At 37.9% G+C, this 18,596-nt stretch carries 18 protein-coding genes; 12 read left to right on the forward strand and 6 right to left on the reverse strand.

The annotated features are described in order from the left end of the window. Positions 1 to 5: 5 nt before the first annotated feature. From I2F23_RS08525 to I2F23_RS08545, 5 genes are all read right to left on the reverse strand, one after another. Positions 6 to 1,004 carry an adenosine deaminase gene (locus I2F23_RS08525; RefSeq protein WP_195772173.1) on the reverse strand — a complete coding sequence of 333 codons (999 nt, stop codon included), beginning with the start codon at positions 1,002 to 1,004 and terminating at the stop codon, positions 6 to 8. A 66-nt stretch (positions 1,005 to 1,070) separates the two neighbouring features. Then, positions 1,071 to 2,393 carry an NCS2 family permease gene (locus tag I2F23_RS08530; RefSeq protein ID WP_195772174.1) on the reverse strand — a complete coding sequence of 441 codons (1,323 nt, stop codon included), beginning with the start codon at positions 2,391 to 2,393 and terminating at the stop codon, positions 1,071 to 1,073. 360 nt (positions 2,394 to 2,753) lie between these two features. After that, entirely contained in the window at positions 2,754 to 3,572 is an 819-nt protein-coding gene (gene prmC / locus I2F23_RS08535; RefSeq protein WP_195772175.1) for a peptide chain release factor N(5)-glutamine methyltransferase, read from the reverse strand. A 3-nt stretch (positions 3,573 to 3,575) separates the two neighbouring features. Further along, positions 3,576 to 4,664: a peptide chain release factor 1 gene (gene prfA / locus I2F23_RS08540; RefSeq protein ID WP_195772176.1), complete on the reverse strand. Its 1,089-nt coding sequence runs from the start codon at positions 4,662 to 4,664 to the stop codon at positions 3,576 to 3,578. 157 nt (positions 4,665 to 4,821) lie between these two features. Further along, on the reverse strand, positions 4,822 to 6,027 hold the full coding sequence (locus tag I2F23_RS08545; RefSeq protein WP_195772177.1) for an MFS transporter: 1,206 nt from the start codon (positions 6,025 to 6,027) through the stop codon (positions 4,822 to 4,824). 262 nt (positions 6,028 to 6,289) lie between these two features. Between I2F23_RS08545 and I2F23_RS08550 the strand changes: the two genes are divergently transcribed. Continuing rightward, entirely contained in the window at positions 6,290 to 7,039 is a 750-nt protein-coding gene (locus I2F23_RS08550) for a D-Ala-D-Ala carboxypeptidase family metallohydrolase (protein WP_195772178.1), read from the forward strand. Positions 7,040 to 7,100: 61 nt separating this feature from the next. Further along, a complete protein-coding gene (gene folE2, locus I2F23_RS08555; RefSeq protein WP_195772179.1) occupies positions 7,101 to 7,976 on the forward strand; it encodes a GTP cyclohydrolase FolE2 in 876 nt (291 codons plus the stop codon). Here the strand turns inward: folE2 and ppsR are convergent. Continuing rightward, entirely contained in the window at positions 7,973 to 8,809 is an 837-nt protein-coding gene (ppsR, locus tag I2F23_RS08560; RefSeq protein WP_195772180.1) for a posphoenolpyruvate synthetase regulatory kinase/phosphorylase PpsR, read from the reverse strand. The genes folE2 and ppsR overlap by 4 nt on opposite strands. A 157-nt stretch (positions 8,810 to 8,966) precedes the next feature. On the opposite strand from ppsR, the gene ppsA reads away from it, so the two are divergent. The 10 genes from ppsA to rplI all read left to right on the forward strand — a co-directional run bounded on the left by ppsA (position 8,967) and on the right by rplI (position 18,574). Next, positions 8,967 to 11,339, forward strand: coding sequence for a phosphoenolpyruvate synthase (gene ppsA / locus I2F23_RS08565; protein WP_195772181.1), 2,373 nt, complete (start codon positions 8,967 to 8,969; stop codon positions 11,337 to 11,339). Positions 11,340 to 11,409: 70 nt separating this feature from the next. After that, a complete protein-coding gene (locus I2F23_RS08570) occupies positions 11,410 to 12,129 on the forward strand; it encodes an RDD family protein (RefSeq protein WP_195772182.1) in 720 nt (239 codons plus the stop codon). A 294-nt stretch (positions 12,130 to 12,423) separates the two neighbouring features. Continuing rightward, positions 12,424 to 13,470 carry a ubiquinol oxidase subunit II gene (gene cyoA, locus I2F23_RS08575; RefSeq protein ID WP_195772183.1) on the forward strand — a complete coding sequence of 349 codons (1,047 nt, stop codon included), beginning with the start codon at positions 12,424 to 12,426 and terminating at the stop codon, positions 13,468 to 13,470. Between the two features lie 3 nt (positions 13,471 to 13,473). Next, positions 13,474 to 15,465 carry a cytochrome o ubiquinol oxidase subunit I gene (cyoB, locus tag I2F23_RS08580; protein WP_195772184.1) on the forward strand — a complete coding sequence of 664 codons (1,992 nt, stop codon included), beginning with the start codon at positions 13,474 to 13,476 and terminating at the stop codon, positions 15,463 to 15,465. A 4-nt stretch (positions 15,466 to 15,469) separates the two neighbouring features. Further along, complete coding sequence (gene cyoC, locus I2F23_RS08585; protein WP_195772185.1) at positions 15,470 to 16,093, forward strand: cytochrome o ubiquinol oxidase subunit III; 624 nt, start codon at positions 15,470 to 15,472, stop codon at positions 16,091 to 16,093. Further along, positions 16,090 to 16,416 (forward strand): cytochrome o ubiquinol oxidase subunit IV, encoded by a 327-nt coding sequence (cyoD, locus tag I2F23_RS08590; protein ID WP_195772186.1) that lies wholly within the window; start codon positions 16,090 to 16,092, stop codon positions 16,414 to 16,416. The genes cyoC and cyoD overlap by 4 nt, the downstream gene beginning before the upstream one ends. A 10-nt stretch (positions 16,417 to 16,426) precedes the next feature. Further along, on the forward strand, positions 16,427 to 17,314 hold the full coding sequence (gene cyoE / locus I2F23_RS08595) for a heme o synthase (protein WP_195772187.1): 888 nt from the start codon (positions 16,427 to 16,429) through the stop codon (positions 17,312 to 17,314). Between the two features lie 176 nt (positions 17,315 to 17,490). Continuing rightward, entirely contained in the window at positions 17,491 to 17,880 is a 390-nt protein-coding gene (gene rpsF, locus I2F23_RS08600) for a 30S ribosomal protein S6 (protein WP_195772188.1), read from the forward strand. An 11-nt stretch (positions 17,881 to 17,891) separates the two neighbouring features. Next, the gene (rpsR, locus tag I2F23_RS08605; RefSeq protein WP_023271761.1) at positions 17,892 to 18,119 is read left to right on the forward strand and encodes a 30S ribosomal protein S18; all 228 of its coding nucleotides are present in this window, start codon (positions 17,892 to 17,894) and stop codon (positions 18,117 to 18,119) included. 8 nt (positions 18,120 to 18,127) lie between these two features. Then, positions 18,128 to 18,574, forward strand: coding sequence for a 50S ribosomal protein L9 (rplI, locus tag I2F23_RS08610; RefSeq protein WP_195772189.1), 447 nt, complete (start codon positions 18,128 to 18,130; stop codon positions 18,572 to 18,574). Positions 18,575 to 18,596: the final 22 nt, after the last annotated feature.

The raw sequence follows: 18,596 nt of genomic DNA on the forward strand, positions 1-18,596 counted from the left end.
TTATATTAAAGCGATTGAATCTTCTCAATCCATTTTTGCTTCTGTGCTTCTGGTAAAAATGACGCTTCGAATGAATTAATTGCGAGTTGCTTAATTCTTGTTTCACCAAGATCTAAAGCATCATCAATAGCGTAAAAATTTTCATTTAGATAACCACCAAAATAAGCTGGATCGTCTGAATTCACCATTACACATAGACCTAAATCCAATAATCTCTTAATATTATGCTCTTTCATATTCTGAATAACACACAGCTTTAAGTTACTTAAAGGACAAACTGTTAAAGGCATTCTTTCCTCAATAAGACGCTTTAATAGTTGAGGATCTTCTTCAGATCGAACACCATGATCAATACGATTAACTTTTAGTAGATCAAGAGCTTGCCAGATATACTCTGCAGGCCCCTCTTCTCCCGCATGAGCAACGATTAAAAAACCCTCATCTTTTGCTTTACGAAATACTCGTTCGAATTTTACAGGTGGGTGTCCTAACTCACTCGAGTCTAGTCCAACACCAATAATATGATCTTTAAATGGCAATGCCTGTTCTAAGACAACAAAAGCATCCTCTTCGCTAAGATGTCTTAAAAAACACATGATAAGCTCAGAGGAAATATTTAACTGCTCCTTTGCATCTTGGCATGCTTTAAAAATACCATTGAAAATAGTTTCAAATGAAATACCACGCACGGTATGCGTTTGAGGGTCAAAAAATATTTCTGTATGTACTACATGGTCTTCTTTACATTTCTGAAGATAAGCCCACGTCAAATCATAAAAATCTTTTTCATAAATCAGAGCTTGTGCACCAGCATAATAAATATCTAGAAATGATTGTAAATTATGAAAATTATATGCTTGTTTAACTTCATCAACAGTTTTATAAGGAATGTTTACCGCATTTCTCTGAGCAATTTCAAACATTAATTCAGGTTCAAATGTTCCCTCAATGTGTACATGTAACTCTGCTTTTGGTAATGCTTGAATTAAGTTTTGTTGATTCATTAAAAACCCTCATAATAAAAAAGGGTGTAATCACAATTACACCCTATTGCGTACTTCAACTAAGTATTAGCCACCAAATAAAGCGAACTTCAATACCCACAAGCCAGCAATAATCCATGCCATCCAATGTACAGATGCTGCTTTTCCTGTCAAGAGTTTAATCACTGCATAGCTAATAAAACCGACTGCAATACCATCTGCAATTGAATATGCAAAAGGCATAAATACTATTGTTAAAAAGGCAGGTACAGCCTCTGTTACGTCATTCCACTCAATCTTTGTAATCCCTTGAATCATCAAAACACCCACAAATAAAAGTGCAGGCGCTGTTGCAAAGCTAGGTACAGATTGCGCAAGTGGAGATAAAAATAGACACCCTAAAAATAATAGGGCAACGACTACGGCTGTTAAACCTGTACGTCCGCCTGCTGCTACACCAGATGCAGATTCAATATAAGGTGTTGTAGAAGATGTACCTAATGCAGCGCCTGCTACAATCGCTGTAGAATCTGCCATAAGTACTTTCTTCAGACGTGGAATTTTACCATCATCTTTAATAATTCCTGCGCGATGGGCAACCCCCACAAGAGTCCCTGTAGAGTCAAATAAATCTACCAAGAAAAATACAAAAATAACGCCAATTAATGTGCCACTAAATAGCCCTGAAAAATCCATTTGTAGTAATGTTGGTGTAATAGATGGGATCGCACCTACAATTCCCTTAAATTGATTTAAGCCCATAAAGGTAGAAATTGCCGTGACGACCAAAATACTAATAATAATTGCACCGCGAACACGAAAATGGTGCATTGCAACTATAAGAAAGAGTCCTAGCATTGCAAGTAATGCTTTAGGATCTTTTACATCTCCTAAACCTACAGTGGTTGCCTGATTAGCAACAATAATACCTGCATTTTTCAGTGCAACAAGCGCTAAAAAGAGCCCTATGCCGCCACCAATTGCAAATTTTAATGACATAGGAATCGCATTGACGATAATTTCACGTACACGAACTAAACTAATTGTAATAAATACGATTCCCGACATAAACACTGCAGCAAGCGCAGTTTGCCATGGAATATGCATCCCTAGACATACAGAGTAAGCAAAATAAGCATTAAGCCCCATGCCTGGTGCAAGTGCAATTGGATAATTTGCAAGTAAGCCCATAACGAGACAACCCGTTGCTGCGGCAATACATGTTGCAACAAATACGGCTCCATGATCCATACCTGTTGCAGAAAGAATAAGAGGATTCACAATAATGATATAACACATGGTTAAGAATGTTGTGATACCTGCAACAGCTTCTGTTTTTACAGATGTGTTATTCTCGGTAAGTTTAAAAAAACGCTCAAGTAAACCGGCGGAAGGTTGAGGAGTCGCCATAAAAAGCCTCTGTTAAATTTTACTTGTTTCACACTGTGAATTGTCATTCAGTTACGAAACGAACTTGCTTATTGCATAGCAAAATTGATGCCATCTGAAGTGTAAACGCCATTTAGGCAGAATGAATTTTTATAGGCGCACTGTCTCATTAAAAAAAGCTGCAAAATGCAGCTCATTCTTCCGATAAAATGCCTAATGATCATTCAACGGCAAATGTATTACTTGTGTAAGTATATCATAAGTCTAGAAAATAAAACTTGTGAAGCATGTAATTTCTTCTTCATGTTTTTTAAATTCAATTTAAAAATAACAACTTAAATATAATTTGGTTTGATTAAAAGATCATTAATAAATCATGTTCTAAACCAAATACTGCCCAAGCGTTACTCGATCATTACCACCGTAATCTTTAACAGTGGAAACATTAGAAAATTTGGCATCTTTAAAATAACTTTGTACTTCTTTTGCTTGATCATATCCATGTTCAAGCACAAGCCATCCTCCGTTATAAAGCCATAATGATGCACCCGCAATAATTTCAAACAAATCTGCCAAACCATTTTCGCTACTTGCAAGTGCGCGATAGGGTTCTGTTTCTAAACCCACTAAATGCTCATCATCTTCAGCAATATAAGGAGGATTTGAAACAATTAGATCAAACCTTTGTTTAGGAATGGATGTATACCATTCACTGCACAAAAATATGACATTTTTAAGCGCATGTTTTTGTGAATTTTCTTGTGCAACTTCAAGTGTGGGTGCATATATATCTGTTGCCAGTACAAACCAATCAGGTCGTTCGTACGCTAAAGATAGTGCAATTGCCCCTGATCCAGTTCCCATGTCTATTATTGAAGCAGTCTTAGGTAAATTTAAGCTTAATATAGTTTCAATAACAACTTCAGTATCGGGTCTTGGAACCAAAGTATCTTGAGTGACTTTTAGATCAAGAGTCCAAAAAGGTTGAGAACCTATAATATAAGCTAAAGGTTCTCCTTGAGCTAACCGTTTTAATGATTGCTTATATAAGACGATTTGCGAATCAGTTAAACAGTCATCTGAGTGGATTTTTAATTCAAAGGCATTCAACTTTAAGATATGCTCAAGCAACCAACTTGCTTCTTGGCGCTCATAACTATCTGCTTCTCCGTAAAGTAGAAGTGCTTGTGCAATCTTCATGACTTAGCCACCATTTTGCTGTGCAAGTAAGGCCAATTGATCTGCCTGATACTCTCTATGCAAACTGTCTAATAACTCGTTCAAATCGCCCTCTACAATTGCTTCAAGTTTATAGAGTGTCAAATTGATACGGTGATCCGTCATACGACCTTGAGGGTAATTATAAGTACGAATACGCTCCGAGCGATCTCCAGAACCAACTAAATCACGGCGCATTTCTGATGTTGCATTTTCTTGTGCTTGGCGTTTCGCATTTTCTAAACGTGAAGCCAATAAAGCCAAAGCTTTTGCTTTATTTTTATGTTGTGAACGCTCTTCTTGACACTCAACAACAACCCCACTCGGAATATGTGTAATACGCACAGCTGAGTCTGTCTTGTTAATATGCTGCCCACCTGCCCCAGATGCACGATAAGTATCAATTCTTAAATCTGAAGGATTAATTTCAACAGTAGTATCCACATCCACTTCAGGTAAAATTGCTACAGTACATGCAGAAGTATGTACACGGCCTTGTGACTCTGTTGCTGGAACACGTTGAACACGGTGTGCACCACTTTCAAACTTCAAACGACCATAAACTCCATCACCATTTACACGACAAATGACCTCTTTATAACCGCCATGCTCTCCCTCATTTTCTGAAAGAACTTCAACTCTCCAGCCTTTGGTTTCTGCATACTTAGTATACATGCGAAATAAATCACCAGAGAAAATCGCGGCTTCATCACCACCTGTTCCCGCACGAATTTCTAAATAGGCAGCATTTGCATCATTTGGATCTTTAGGAATCATGAGAATATTTAGACGATCTTCCAATTCTGCAATCGTTGCTTGATTCTCTTTAATTTCCTCTTGAGCCATTTCTTTAAAGTCAGGATCAGATAACATTTCTTCAGCAGTTTTGATATCTGCCTCAGCCTGACAATAACTGTGCCAAACCTCAGTTAACTCGGTTAAATCACTATGCTCACGTGACAATTGACGAAAACGCTTATTGTCAGAAATGACTTCAGCATCTGCTAACAGTGCAGTTAATTCTTCGTGTCTATCAGAAAGTTGTTCTAATCGTAGACGTAACGAGTCTTTCATTATCTATCAATCTCAAATCAAAGTGTGATGGAGAGCCATACACAAACATTATTTCATTGCGCATAGTTTAACGATTCTTCATCAAAAATCATAGAATTATCAAAATACGCAGTGAAAGCGGCTCACAACCACATTTCAATTTAAAAATAATGGTGCTTTAATGCGCTTTTGCTTCTTCCACCATGGTAAATTTATTACAAATTGCGATGCTTAATAAGCAAATCGCAATGCCTGAAAAGACAAAAGTAAGACCCACATGCTGTCCAACAAACCCAATGAGTGCTGGCCCGCAAAGCACACCTGAATAAGCAATACTTGAAACATAAGACAATGCTTGCGCTTTAGGCATATAGTTCTGACGCCCCACTCTTGAAAAAAGTACAGGCACAACATTTGAAGAACCTAATCCGACCAAAGCATATCCCAATAAAACCAAATGCCAAACTGGAGCAATAACCACAATAGTCATTCCTAAAGTGGCACAGATAGAACTAAATAGAATTAAATTCTTTTCTCCAAACCATCTCATCATATGATGACCAGAGAAACGTCCGATTGTCATAGTAATGGCAAAAAAACCATATGCTAAGCCTGCAATAGATAGTGGTACTTGATAGTTGGTAGTTAAATAAACACCACTCCAATCAAGTGCAGCTCCTTCTGTTAAAAACGTAATGAAACACATCATTCCTAATACTAAAATTATAGGATGAGGAATACCAATTTTTTTCTTTTTCTTAGGGACCTCATCATTGTCTTTGTCACTATTGTCTGCAACATGGGTCAATCCTGCCGGTGCAGAAAATAAAGCAATAAGTGCAACTAAAACACTTAATACATAAGCACTATGTAATGCACTTAGATGAATAGACAGTAATCCTGTCATCGTTAAGGCTGAAACGAGTCCACCTAAACTACACATTCCATGAAAGTTTGACATCAATGGTTTAATACTTTTCTTTTCAACTAAAACTGCCTGTAAATTAATAGCAACACCGGTCGCCCCAGAAGCCATACCAAATACTGTAAGCACAGCAGCCATTGCAAATATATTATTTAATCCACCAATTAATGGTAAAGAAAGCACAAAAATAATAGATGCAAGTGAAATAATAAAACGACAGCCTACACGTTGGATCATCATACCAGCGAGTGGCATTGCCAACATAGAACCAATTCCAATACACAAAATCAGTAGCCCAAGACTTTCATGATCAAGTCCTAAACGATGTTTTACAAAAGGAATAAGTGGCGCCCATGAGGCCATTGCAAAACCCAAATTAAAAAAACTGAGCCGAGTTGCCCGACGCTGTACAGGCGTTTTAGACAAAAAATTTCTATTCAACATTTTAAAAGCTGGCATAGGGTAATCAACCTATTCAAGTGGGTTGGGTTGGCAATGAATATATTTATTTTAAAGCGATGAATTATAACATCATTTGTTATTTTATGAGATTATACTATATCATTTACATGACATCAAAAGTGCATATTTATCGTACTTTTATGTTGGTTAATTTTTCTATACCTTTTCTTGTAAAAATAACACACAAATACACTGCAAACTTGCTTGCGTTATAGTATAACGAATCTATGATTGATAATATTTCACTTTAGATTGTCCAATGAAAATTAAACACCTAAACACGTATAGTCTTTTTTTGGGTTTTTTCATTCTTGGCGGTTGTGTATCTCAGCAGACCACTATTCCTGTTAAAACAGTACAAAAAGCACCTGTACAATCTGTACCACTCATTCCTCAGCCAATTGAAAAAATACCAACGCTTACTATAGAAAAGTCAATTCGACAGCCTACACCAGAAACTTATCTCATGTGGCTAAACCAAGCAGATAATCAACAACTTTTAAATTCATACAAAGCATTTTTAAGTAGGAATCAAGCAGATTTCATTGTTCCAGATTATCAAATGCTTCGTTCAGCAAGAGATTGGCAACAATGCAACTATACAGAGTATGAGGTTCCACCTCCTGAAGTTTGGCAAAACGCTGTACCTACTTTGCAATTACTTAGATATTTACGTCAACAAGGTATTATTTCAAACATAGAAGTGACCTCTAGCTATAGATCTCCATTTTTAAATAAATGCGCAGGAGGTGCAAAAGCTTCTAGCCATGTTCGCAATGCTGCTATTGATTTTAGAATTGGGCCACCACAACCCACACCAGAAGATGAGTTTGCAATTCTAGAAAGCAAAAAGAAATTATGTCGCTTTTGGCAACAATATGGTAAAGATTTTAATATGGGCTTAGGTGTATATGAATCTGGTCAAATTCATATTGATACTATTGGATATCGCACATGGGGTTATAGCCATTCATGGCGTAGTTCATTATGCGGAGAGATTATTCCTTAAGATATGACGACATAACCAATTGTGTTATATTATAACATATCAATAGCATTTATATCGCCTTATGTCTCTTCCAGATATTTCTAAAAACCATCTTGCACTACATACTTACCCATTGACTTGGGTAGGTATGGAAAATATTGCATTACCTTTAACTTATTTAGATATACCTATTGAATGTCTTATAGATATTCATATTAATTTACCAAAGGCCAAGATTAAAGGCATTCATATGTCTCGGCTCTATTTGGAGTTACAAAAACTTCGACATTTAGATCAAGCCAGCCTACAAAAAACATTGCAAGACATTCAAACTACACATCAAGACTGCAATACAAATGAGGTTCGCCTAAGTATGCAGTTTAATCTTCCTCTTCAACGGATCTCTATAAAAACAGAGGGTTTATCAGGATGGAAATACTACAAAATTCAGCTAACAGCTCTCTTTAAAGCAAATGTTTTTTCTATGACTGCCTCTATAGATATCGATTATTCATCAACATGTCCATGTTCTGCATCTTTATCACGCCAATTACTCAAAGAACAATTTTGCAATGATTTTTCAAAAAACTCGCACTTAAATCCTCAAGATGTTGCATTATGGCTAGAAAAAAATGGCTCTATTGCTACCCCTCACAGTCAAAGAAGTATTGCATCTATTACATTAAACAATCATCTAGATTTTATGACCATCATTGATCTCATTGAAAAAACTCTACAAACAGCAACTCAAACGGCTGTAAAACGTGCAGATGAACAGGCTTTTGCCCAAAGAAATGGAGAGAATCTTATGTTTGTAGAAGATGCCGCACGACGTATTGGCCATGCGTTAGCATCTAAAAACTATGAAGGATGGAATATCAAAGTTACGCACCAAGAGAGCCTACACTCTCACAATGCTGTCGCCTATTTGGACGAAATAACGCTCAAAGAAGCTTAACTAATACGGCGTTTTAAACCTGTAATTTGTAAAATACGCGTTGAGATTTCTTCAATAGACATTTCTGAAACATTCAAATAAGGAATTCCCTCAGAAATATAAATCCCTTCTACGGCGCGTAGCTCCATTTGACATTGGTTATAGCTTGCATAACGACTTCCTGCTCTACGCTCTGTTCGAATTGCAACCAAACGATCTGCATCAATCATTAAACCAAACAGTTTATGCTTATGCTCTCTTAATACTTTAGGCAAACGGTTATCGTCTAGGTCTTCTTCTGTAAGTGGATAATTTGCAACACGAATACCAAACTGTAAAGATAGATAAACCGATGTCGGTGTTTTTCCTGAACGAGAAACACCGATCAGAATAATATCAGCTTTGTCATAATGTCTTGTTCTTGCACCGTCATCATTATCTAATGCAAAATGAACTGCATCTATACGTGCTTTATAATACTCTGTATCCGTCACAGCGTGCGTCTGACCAATTAAAGTGGTTGGCGAGGTTTCTAGTTCTTGCTCAAGCTTACTAATTAAACCTTCAAATACATCTAAGTTAACCGCATTTGCAGTATTAATAATATTTCTAACGTTTGGGTCAACCAAAGTATCAAAAACTAACGGCAATTTGCCTTTTTCCTGTGCACAAGCATTAATTTCTTCAACAACTCTTAAAGCGGCTTCTTCAGAAGAAATATAAGGAATAATACGTACATCAAAATCGACATTAGGGAACTGTGCTAAAAGTGAATGTCCTAGAGTTTCTGCTGTAATTGCTGTGCCATCGGAAATAAAAAACACACTTCTTTCAATTTGTTTACTTTCAGGCATCAAAAAACTCCTCAAATATTTGTCTTAAGCCGTTATATTCTTTATAGTAAGCCATCTTACATAACAATGGCTTGCTTCACATCAAAAAGCTAAGCTCTTTTATGTTATTAACATGAGCAGATAACAAATCACATACTGCAGCAGTGGAGAGACTACTTTGGAATCGCGCGTAATTGGTCTAGAAAAATTAGGAAAGCATGATGTTGAACTCGTAGGTGGGAAAAACTCATCTTTAGGGGAAATGATCAGCCACCTTTCTAATGCAGGTGTATCTGTACCAGGTGGTTTTGCCACAACTGCTGCAGCATATCGTGAATTTCTTGAACAAAGTGGCCTAAATGCAAAAATTCAAGCAGAGCTTGAGCAACTAGATGTTGATAATGTCGTTGCCTTAGCAGAAACAGGTGCAAAAATTCGTCAATGGATCATTGATACACCTTTAACTGAAGCTCTTGAAAAAGATGTTCGTGAAGCATTCGCTGCACTTTCTAGTGGTAACCCAGATATTGCTGTTGCTGTACGCTCTTCTGCAACTGCTGAAGATTTACCAGATGCATCATTTGCAGGACAACAAGAAACCTTCTTAAATATTCGTGGTATAGATAATATTTTAATTGCTATTAAAGAAGTATTTGCTTCTTTATTTAACGATCGTGCAATTGCTTACCGTGTACACCAAGGTTTCGACCATAAACTTGTTGCATTATCAGCAGGTATCCAACGTATGGTACGTTCAGAAACTGGTGCTGCAGGTGTTATGTTTACACTAGATACAGAATCAGGTTTCAGAGATGTTGTATTTATTACATCATCATACGGACTTGGAGAAATGGTTGTACAAGGTGCTGTAAACCCAGATGAATTCTATTTATCTAAGCCATTATTAAAAAATGAAAAACATGCAGTCGTTCGTCGTAATCTTGGTTCTAAACACCAAAAAATGATTTATAGTTCAGATGCTTCTGCAGGAAAATCTGTATCTATTGTCGAAGTTGAAAAACAAGAGCGTCAACAATTTTCCTTAACAGACCAAGAACTACATGAGCTTGCAAAACAAGCAATGATCATTGAGTCACATTACGGCTCACCAATGGACATTGAATGGGCAAAAGATGGAGATGATGGTCGTCTCTATATTGTACAAGCACGTCCAGAGACAGTAAAAAGCCGTCAAAATGCAAATACTATGGAACGCTACCTTCTTAAACAAAAAGGTAATGTGATTGCAGAAGGTCGCTCTATTGGTCAACGTATTGGTTCAGGTAAAGTGCGTATCGTGACATCTATTGATGAAATGGATAAAGTACAGCCAGGTGATGTACTCGTTTCAGACATGACAGATCCTGACTGGGAACCTGTAATGAAACGTGCTGCTGCGATTGTTACTAACCGTGGTGGTCGTACTTGCCATGCTGCAATTATTGCACGTGAACTTGGCGTACCTGCAATTGTTGGCTGTGGTAATGCAACTGAACTACTCAAAGATGGTCAAGCGGTAACCGTGTCATGTGCTGAAGGTGATACAGGCTTTATCTATGAAGGTCAGTTGGATTTTGAAATCCAACGTAATTCAATTGAGTCTATGCCAAAGCTACCATTCAAAATTATGATGAATGTAGGCAACCCAGACCGTGCTTTTGACTTTGCACAAATTCCAAATGAAGGAATTGGTCTTGCACGTCTTGAGTTCATTATTAACCGCATGATCGGTGTGCATCCTAAAGCTTTACTTAATATTGACAGCTTACCACGTGAAACACGTGCAGCAGTTGCAACACGTACAGCAGGTTATAATTCTCCTGTAGAATTTTATGTTGAAAAAATCGTAGAAGGTGTTGCTACCCTTGCCTCTGCTTTTGGTGATAAGCCTGTAATCGTTCGTATGTCTGACTTTAAGTCAAATGAATATGCTAACCTTATTGGTGGTAAATTATACGAACCTGAAGAAGAAAACCCTATGTTAGGTTTCCGTGGTGCAAGTCGCTACGTTTCAGATAATTTCCGTGATTGCTTTGAACTAGAATGTCGCGCACTGAAAAAAGTTCGTGATGAAATGGGATTAACCAATGTTCAAATCATGATTCCATTTGTACGTACAGTCAAAGAAGCTGAACGTGTCATTGAGTTACTTGCAGAAAATGGTTTAAAACGTGGTGAGAATGGCCTCAAAGTCATTATGATGTGTGAACTACCAACAAATGCATTATTGGCTGACCAGTTCCTACAACACTTTGATGGTTTCTCAATTGGCTCAAACGATTTAACACAATTAACACTTGGCCTAGATCGTGACTCAGGTATCGTATCTCAACTCTTTGATGAACGTGATGAAGCGGTAAAAACACTACTTTCAATGGCTATTCAAGCATGTCGTAAAGCTGGAAAATATGTTGGTATTTGTGGTCAAGGCCCATCAGACCACCCAGATCTAGCACGTTGGTTAATGGAGCAAGGCATTGAGTCTGTATCATTAAATCCAGACTCTGTACTAGATACATGGTTCTTCTTATCAGATGAGAAAACTAAATAACTTTTAGTTAGCTTAAAAACATGTTAAAAAGACCCTTTATAGGGTCTTTTTATTTTGAGATGATCATTTTATGCAAATTTATTTAGCACGTAACAACCAACAGGCTGGGCCTTATACGTTAGAACAAGTGAATCAAATGCTTGCAAATCAGCAAGTATTACTGACAGATCTGGTTTGGCACACTGGTTTAAATGAATGGCATCCACTCGGTGAGCTCACTCAGGGTAAATTAAAGTATGAACCTGAAGGATATACAAGTCCATCTTCTATACCTACACAAAAACCTTTTCAGGAATCAAAACCCTCTACAACACTAGCAAGCATTCAAGCGCGTGCTTTAGCCAAAATCATAGATTTACTTTTATGGTTTCCTGCTTTTATGTTACCTTCTTTTTTCTTAGATAAAGAATCAGCCAGTCAGCTTGAGAAATTTCAAGGATCGACATTTAATCCAGAACTACAACAGCAAATTTTTCATATTATTCCTGCACAAGCTTGGCAAGCAATGATGGTTTATATTGTTGTCATGCTAGTCATTCAAGCAATTCTCATGAACAGAAAAGGACAAAGTATCGGTAAATTGCTGACTAAAATTAAAATTGTAGATTTAGAGACAGAGGGCCGTGTCAATCTAACCCGAATATTTCTGATTAGAAGTATAGTTTTTATCCTATTAAATATGTTCGCAATGCCTGTAATAACAATTTTAGACTATGCACTTGGCTTTGGTCGTAACAGACAGACATTACATGATCGTTTAGCAAAAACAAAAGTCATAAAAAAATCATAAAAACGTATAAAAAAGAGCCAACAAAAAGAAGTATTTAAAACACAAAAATATACAATAACACTTTATTTTATATCACTTTTTTAACATTTTTAATTTAAATCCAACTTTTTATGTTGGGTTTAAATTGCCTTTTTTTAAGTCTCGTAAATGTGGCGCACCTCCCGAATATAGGGCATAATGCCTTATAAAGTAGCGGTGTCACAGACTTTTAGTACAACTATTAGGGCATCCGTCACTATAATCGCTATCCCATTCTCACAAAACATAAATGGGACTCTTCACCGAGGTTGTAAAATGAGACAAACGATATTAGCTGTATTGTCTTTATCTGCGATTTCTACGCTCCTTACGGGGTGTGGTGGTGATTTAGTACTGCTAAACTCAAAAGGTCCAGTTGCAGAAGGTCTTAGCGGCCTCATGATGACTGCGATCTACCTTATGCTATTGGTGGTGATTCCATCTATCATCATGGCACTTTGGTTTGGTTGGAAATATCGCGCGTCAAATAAAGATGCAGACTATAAGCCTACATGGGCTCACTCAACGACAATTGAAATTGTTGTTTGGGGTATTCCTATCATTATTATTGCTATTTTAGCGTGGATTGCTTGGTGGGGTTCTCACCAATATGACCCATACCGTCCATTGAATGCAGAGTCTGATAAAAAGACACTCGATATTCAAGTGATTGCGGAACCATACAAATGGGTGTTTGTATATCCAGAGCAACAAATTGCAACAGTTAATGAAATCCGTTTCCCTGAACAAACTCCGGTGCATTTCCACATTACCTCTGACTTTACAATGAACTCGTTCTTCATTCCACAGTTAGCAGGTCAGATCTATGCAATGGCAGGTATGCAAACCCACCTACACGTTCTTGCAGACGAAACTGGTATCTTCCGTGGTTTCTCCGCTAACTATAGTGGTTATGGCTTCTCTCAAATGCATTTTAAAGCGCATAGCGTAACTCAGTCAGATTTTGACAAATGGGTAAGCAATGTGAAAGCTGGAAAAGGCACTGAGGATAATTCTACTGCGATTCAAAAGAGCACTTTAGATTTTGCAACATTACAAGGCTTACGTGATGGTGAACGTTCTACACACCAAATCGAAGGCATGCTTGCTGATGCAAAAACACCTAAAGAAAAAGCAATTGCTGAAGAAGCTGAACGTATGGGTCCATACCCTACAAAGCCACATCCAGTAACATACTATTCTTCAGTTGAACCGCAATTGTTCAGAAAAGTCATCGACAAGTACATGAGCAATTATCATGGTGCAGAAAAAGCTGATTCTTCTCACGCTAACATGCAACATATGGCTTCGGCAGGAGAATAAGATATGGACATGCTATTAGGTAAGATTGGATGGGGCGCCATCCCTAAAGAGCCAATTGTAATTGTTACTGCAATTATTATGGCGCTTGGTGCTATTGCAGTTCTTTCAGGTATTACTTATTTCAAAAAGTGGGGATATCTTTGGAAAGAATGGGCTACATCTGTAGACCATAAAAAAATTGGTATCATGTATATTCTTGTTTCTGTAATCATGCTACTTCGTGGCTTTGCAGATGCATTTATGATGCGACTTCAATTATTCCTTGCAAGCAATGGTAACCCTGGTTACTTACATCCAGACCACTATGATCAGATCTTCACTGCACACGGTGTAATCATGATCTTCTTTGTGGCTATGGGTCTTGTTGTTGGTTTAATGAACGTTATCGTGCCACTTCAAATCGGCGCACGTGACGTTGCATTTCCACTCCTGAACCAATTTAGCTTCTGGGCATTTGCAGGCTCTGCTGGCTTGATCATGGTCTCACTTGTACTCGGTGAGTTTGCTGCAACAGGTTGGTTAGCATACCCTCCTCTTTCTGGCATTCAATACTCTCCTGGCGTGGGTGTTGACTATTGGATCTGGGCATTACAGATATCAGGTTTAGGTACACTGCTTACAGGGGTTAACTTCCTTGTAACAATTATTAAAATGCGTGCGCCTGGCATGAAACTCATGGATATGCCGATTTTTACATGGACTGCTTTATGTACATGTGTATTAATCGTAGCAACATTCCCTGTGTTAACTGCTACTGTAGCAATGCTGACTTTAGACCGTTACTTTGACTTCCATTTCTTTACGAACGACCTTGGCGGCAGTCCAATGCTCTACGTAAACCTAATTTGGACATGGGGTCACCCAGAAGTATATATCCTAGTATTACCAGCATTTGGTGTTTACTCTGAGATTGTTCCTACTTTCTCACGTAAAGCACTGTTTGGCTATAAAACTATGGTATATGCCACTGTTGCAATTGCAGTACTTTCATTAATCGTTTGGTTACACCACTTCTTCACTATGGGTGCAGGAGCGAATGTAAATGCATTCTTCGGTATTATGACCATGATTATTGCAATTCCTACTGGGGTTAAAATTTTCTCTTGGTTATTTACCATGTATAAAGGTCGTATTACCTTTACATCTCCAATGCTTTGGACATTAGGCTTCCTAGTGACTTTCGGTATTGGTGGTTTAACAGGTGTACTTATGGCGGTTCCACCTGCTGACTTCCTTGTACATAACTCGTTATTCCTTATTGCTCACTTCCATAACGTAATTATTGGTGGTGTTGTATTCGGTCTCTTTGCTGCAATTACCTTCTGGTGGCCAAAAATGTTTGGCTGGAAGCTAAATGAAGCATGGGGCAAAGCATCATTCTGGTTCTGGTTCATCGGTTTCTATTTTGCATTTATGCCACTTTATATCCTTGGTTTCATGGGTATGACACGTCGCTTAAATACATATGACAACCCAGAATGGACGCCATATCTAGCAATTGCTATGGTTGGTGCAATCCTCGTTGCTATCGGTATTCTTTGCTTTATTATGCAAGTTGTAGTTGGTTTCTTACAACGTAACAATAACATTGACTATACTGGCGACGCATGGGATGGCCGCACATTTGAATGGGCTACATCATCTCCTGCTCCATTTTATAACTTTGCCTACATTCCAGATGGCGAGCATATCGATCGCTTCTGGTTAGATAAAGAAAATGGCGTTGCTTATATCAAACCAGAAAAATATGAAGATATTCATATGCCAACGAATCGTGCGGCTGGTTTTGTTATGGCAATACTAATTACAGTGTTAGGGTTTGCACTCATCTGGCATATTTGGTGGTTGGTATTTGTAAGCTTTGCTGCAACAATCATTACTTTAATTCGAAGTTCTTACACCAAAAAAGTTGACTACTACGTTCCTGCTGCAGAAGTTGAGCGTATTGAAAGTGAACGTTATGCCATTTTAGAAAAACACTTGAAGAAGGACTAAAACAATGGCTGAAGTACTTCATCAACAAGGTCATGGACACGATGATCATCACCACCATGATGATACTGACATCACTGTCTTTGGTTTTTGGACATATTTAATGAGTGACCTCGTATTATTCGGGACACTCTTCATTGCCTACATTGTTTTACATTCGCATATTCCAGCTGGTACTCCGGGCCCAGCAGAGTTATTTAGTGAATCATTAAGCTATGTTCTTGTTGAAACATTTGCACTTTTGATTTCATCTGTAACTTTTGGATTTGCTGTTCTTGCTCGCTACAAGAACAATGCAAATGGTGTAATTACTTGGTTAGTCGTTACTTGGTTATTCGGTGCTGCTTTTATTGGTATGGAAATTAATGAATTCCATCACCTAGTAATGGCAGGACATGGACCAAGTCACAGCGCATTCTTATCTGCATTCTTTACACTCGTTGGAACACATGGTATCCATGTTACTTCTGGCCTTGTGTGGATGATCGTATTAATTTGTCAAATTAAAAAAGATGGTTTGACTCTCCCAAATACACGTCGTCTTGCATGCTTAAGTTTGTTCTGGCACTTCCTTGATATCGTTTGGATTTGCGTATTTAGTGTTGTTTACTTAATGGGAGCTATCTCATGAGTCATGGTCACCACTCAGACAGCGGTTCACACGGCAGCTTAAAACAGTACAGTATTGGTTTTATCCTTTCTATCATTTTAACTGTTATTCCTTTTGGAATGGTAATGACAGGTGGATTTAGCCGCTCACTACTTCTTTCAGTAGTAGGTATTACTGGTATTGTTCAGGTTCTTGTACAGTTGATTTTCTTCTTACATATGAATTCATCTGAAGAACAACGCTGGAATGTGATTGCATTTATTTATACCATCTTAACCATTGCTATTCTGCTTATTGGTTCAGTTTGGGTAATGAACTATCTACATTACAACATGATGATCTAAACTGATTGTCATGCTGAAGCAATACTTATTCCTGACAAAACCAGGGATTCTATTTGGTAACTTCGTTACCACCTTGGGCGGCTTTTTTCTAGCCGCCCAAGGCTCTGTGAATATCCTGTTACTTCTACTCACACTCATAGGAACAACGCTAGTTGTTGCTTCTGGCTGTGTTGTAAATAACTACATTGACCAAGATATTGATCCTAGAATGCAACGTACGCAAAATCGCGCGTTGGTTACTAAAGTTATTCAACCGAATACCGCTTTATGTTTTGCGTTTATATTAGGTAGTATCGGACTTGCAATACTTTGGTATTTCACAAACGTATATGCATTTAGTTTTGCAATACTTGGTTTCGTTGTTTACGTATTCTTCTATAGTTTATGGTCTAAACGAACATCTATACATCAGACTGTTATCGGTAGTATTTCAGGTGCTTGCCCACCAGTAATTGGTTATACAGCCGTCTCCCATCAGTTTGATATTGCTGCCCTCCTTGTTTTTTTGGCATATGGCTTATGGCAAATGCCACACTCTTGGGGTATTGCAATTTATCGTTTCGATGACTATAAACGCGCAGGTATTCCTATTTTGCCTGTTGCACGCTCGATCTTAAGAACGAAAGTAGAATCGCTTATTTATGTGATTCTCTTTACAGCTGTATTAAATGGTTTGTATTGCTTCCACTATACAAATATTTTCTTTTTAATTACATTTAATGCGCTCTGTGCTTACTGGCTTTATCTATCTGTGATTGGTTTTAAAATAACGGATCCAGAAGGTGAAAAAAACTGGGCAAAACGGTATTTCTTATATTCTGTCATTCTAATTACAGCATTAAGTATTAGTTTTAGCTTTAGCTATCAGTCTCCAGCACCATTTCTTCCCCTATTTTAATTAAGATAGGGTGAATTTAAAACACGCTCTCTTAAAGCAAATTTGCCTTGAAATTCTATTTAAATTTCTATAGAATTCTCAACTCGCTTTTGCGACATATTGTAATCACAATATGACTCCTTGCTTTTAATGTGAATAAACATATTAAAAGCTGTATAAACCGTAAGGAGCTGACAATGCGTCACTACGAAATCGTAATTCTGGTACACCCAGACCAAAGCGATCAAGTGGTAGGTATGGTTGAACGCTATATCTCTCACATCAAAGAAGCTGAAGGTCAAATTCACCGTTTAGAAGATTGGGGCCGTCGCCAATTGGCTTACCCAATTAACAAAATTCATAAAGCGCACTACATTTTAATGAATGTTGAATGTGGTCAATCTACGCTTGACGAATTAAACGAATTATTCCGCTACAATGATGCAATCATTCGTAATTTAGTTATCCGTCGTGATAACGCAATTACTGAAGAATCTTTACTTGCTAAAAGTGCTGAAGAAAAACGTGCGCGTAAAGCTCAACGTGAAGAAGCACAACAAGCAACTCAAGAATCTGCTGAAGCTTAAGGAGAACATCAATGGCACGTTTTTACCGTCGTCGCAAGTTCTGCCGCTTTACAGCTGAGAATGTTGCATACATCGACTATAAAGATATCGATACTTTAAAACAGTATATCACTGAAAACGGCAAGATCGTTCCTAGCCGTATCACTGGTACAAAAGCACGTTATCAACGTCAATTAGCGCTTGCTGTTAAACAAGCTCGTTTCTTGGCTTTGATTCCGTACACTGACAACCATAAGTGAGGTGAGCTGTGGACGTTATCTTATTACAACGCATTAAAAACCTTGGTAAACTAGGCGACAAAGTAGCTGTTAAAGCTGGTTATGGTCGTAACTTTTTGATTCCTCAAGGTAAAGCAGTTGCTGCAACTGAAGCAAATACTGCTGCTTTTGAAGCTCGTCGTGCTGAACTTGAAAAAGAAGAAGCAGAAGTTTTAGCTGCTGCTCAAGCACGTGCTGACCAATTAAACGAAGTGAACATCGTTATTACAGCAAAAGCTGGTGACGAAGGTAAACTATTCGGTTCTATCGGTACTCGCGATATTGCTGATGCTTTAACAAATGCAGGTCTAAATGTTGACCGTGCAGAAGTTCGTTTACCAAATGGCGCACTTCGCCACACTGGTGAATTCAACATCGCAATTCAATTGCACCATGATGTTGTTGCAGAAGTTCTCGTAACTATTGTTTCTGAGTAATTTCTCTGCATAAAAAAGAGCA

It is taken from the genome of Acinetobacter pollinis (assembly GCF_015627175.1).
Lineage (GTDB): Bacteria > Pseudomonadota > Gammaproteobacteria > Pseudomonadales > Moraxellaceae > Acinetobacter > Acinetobacter pollinis.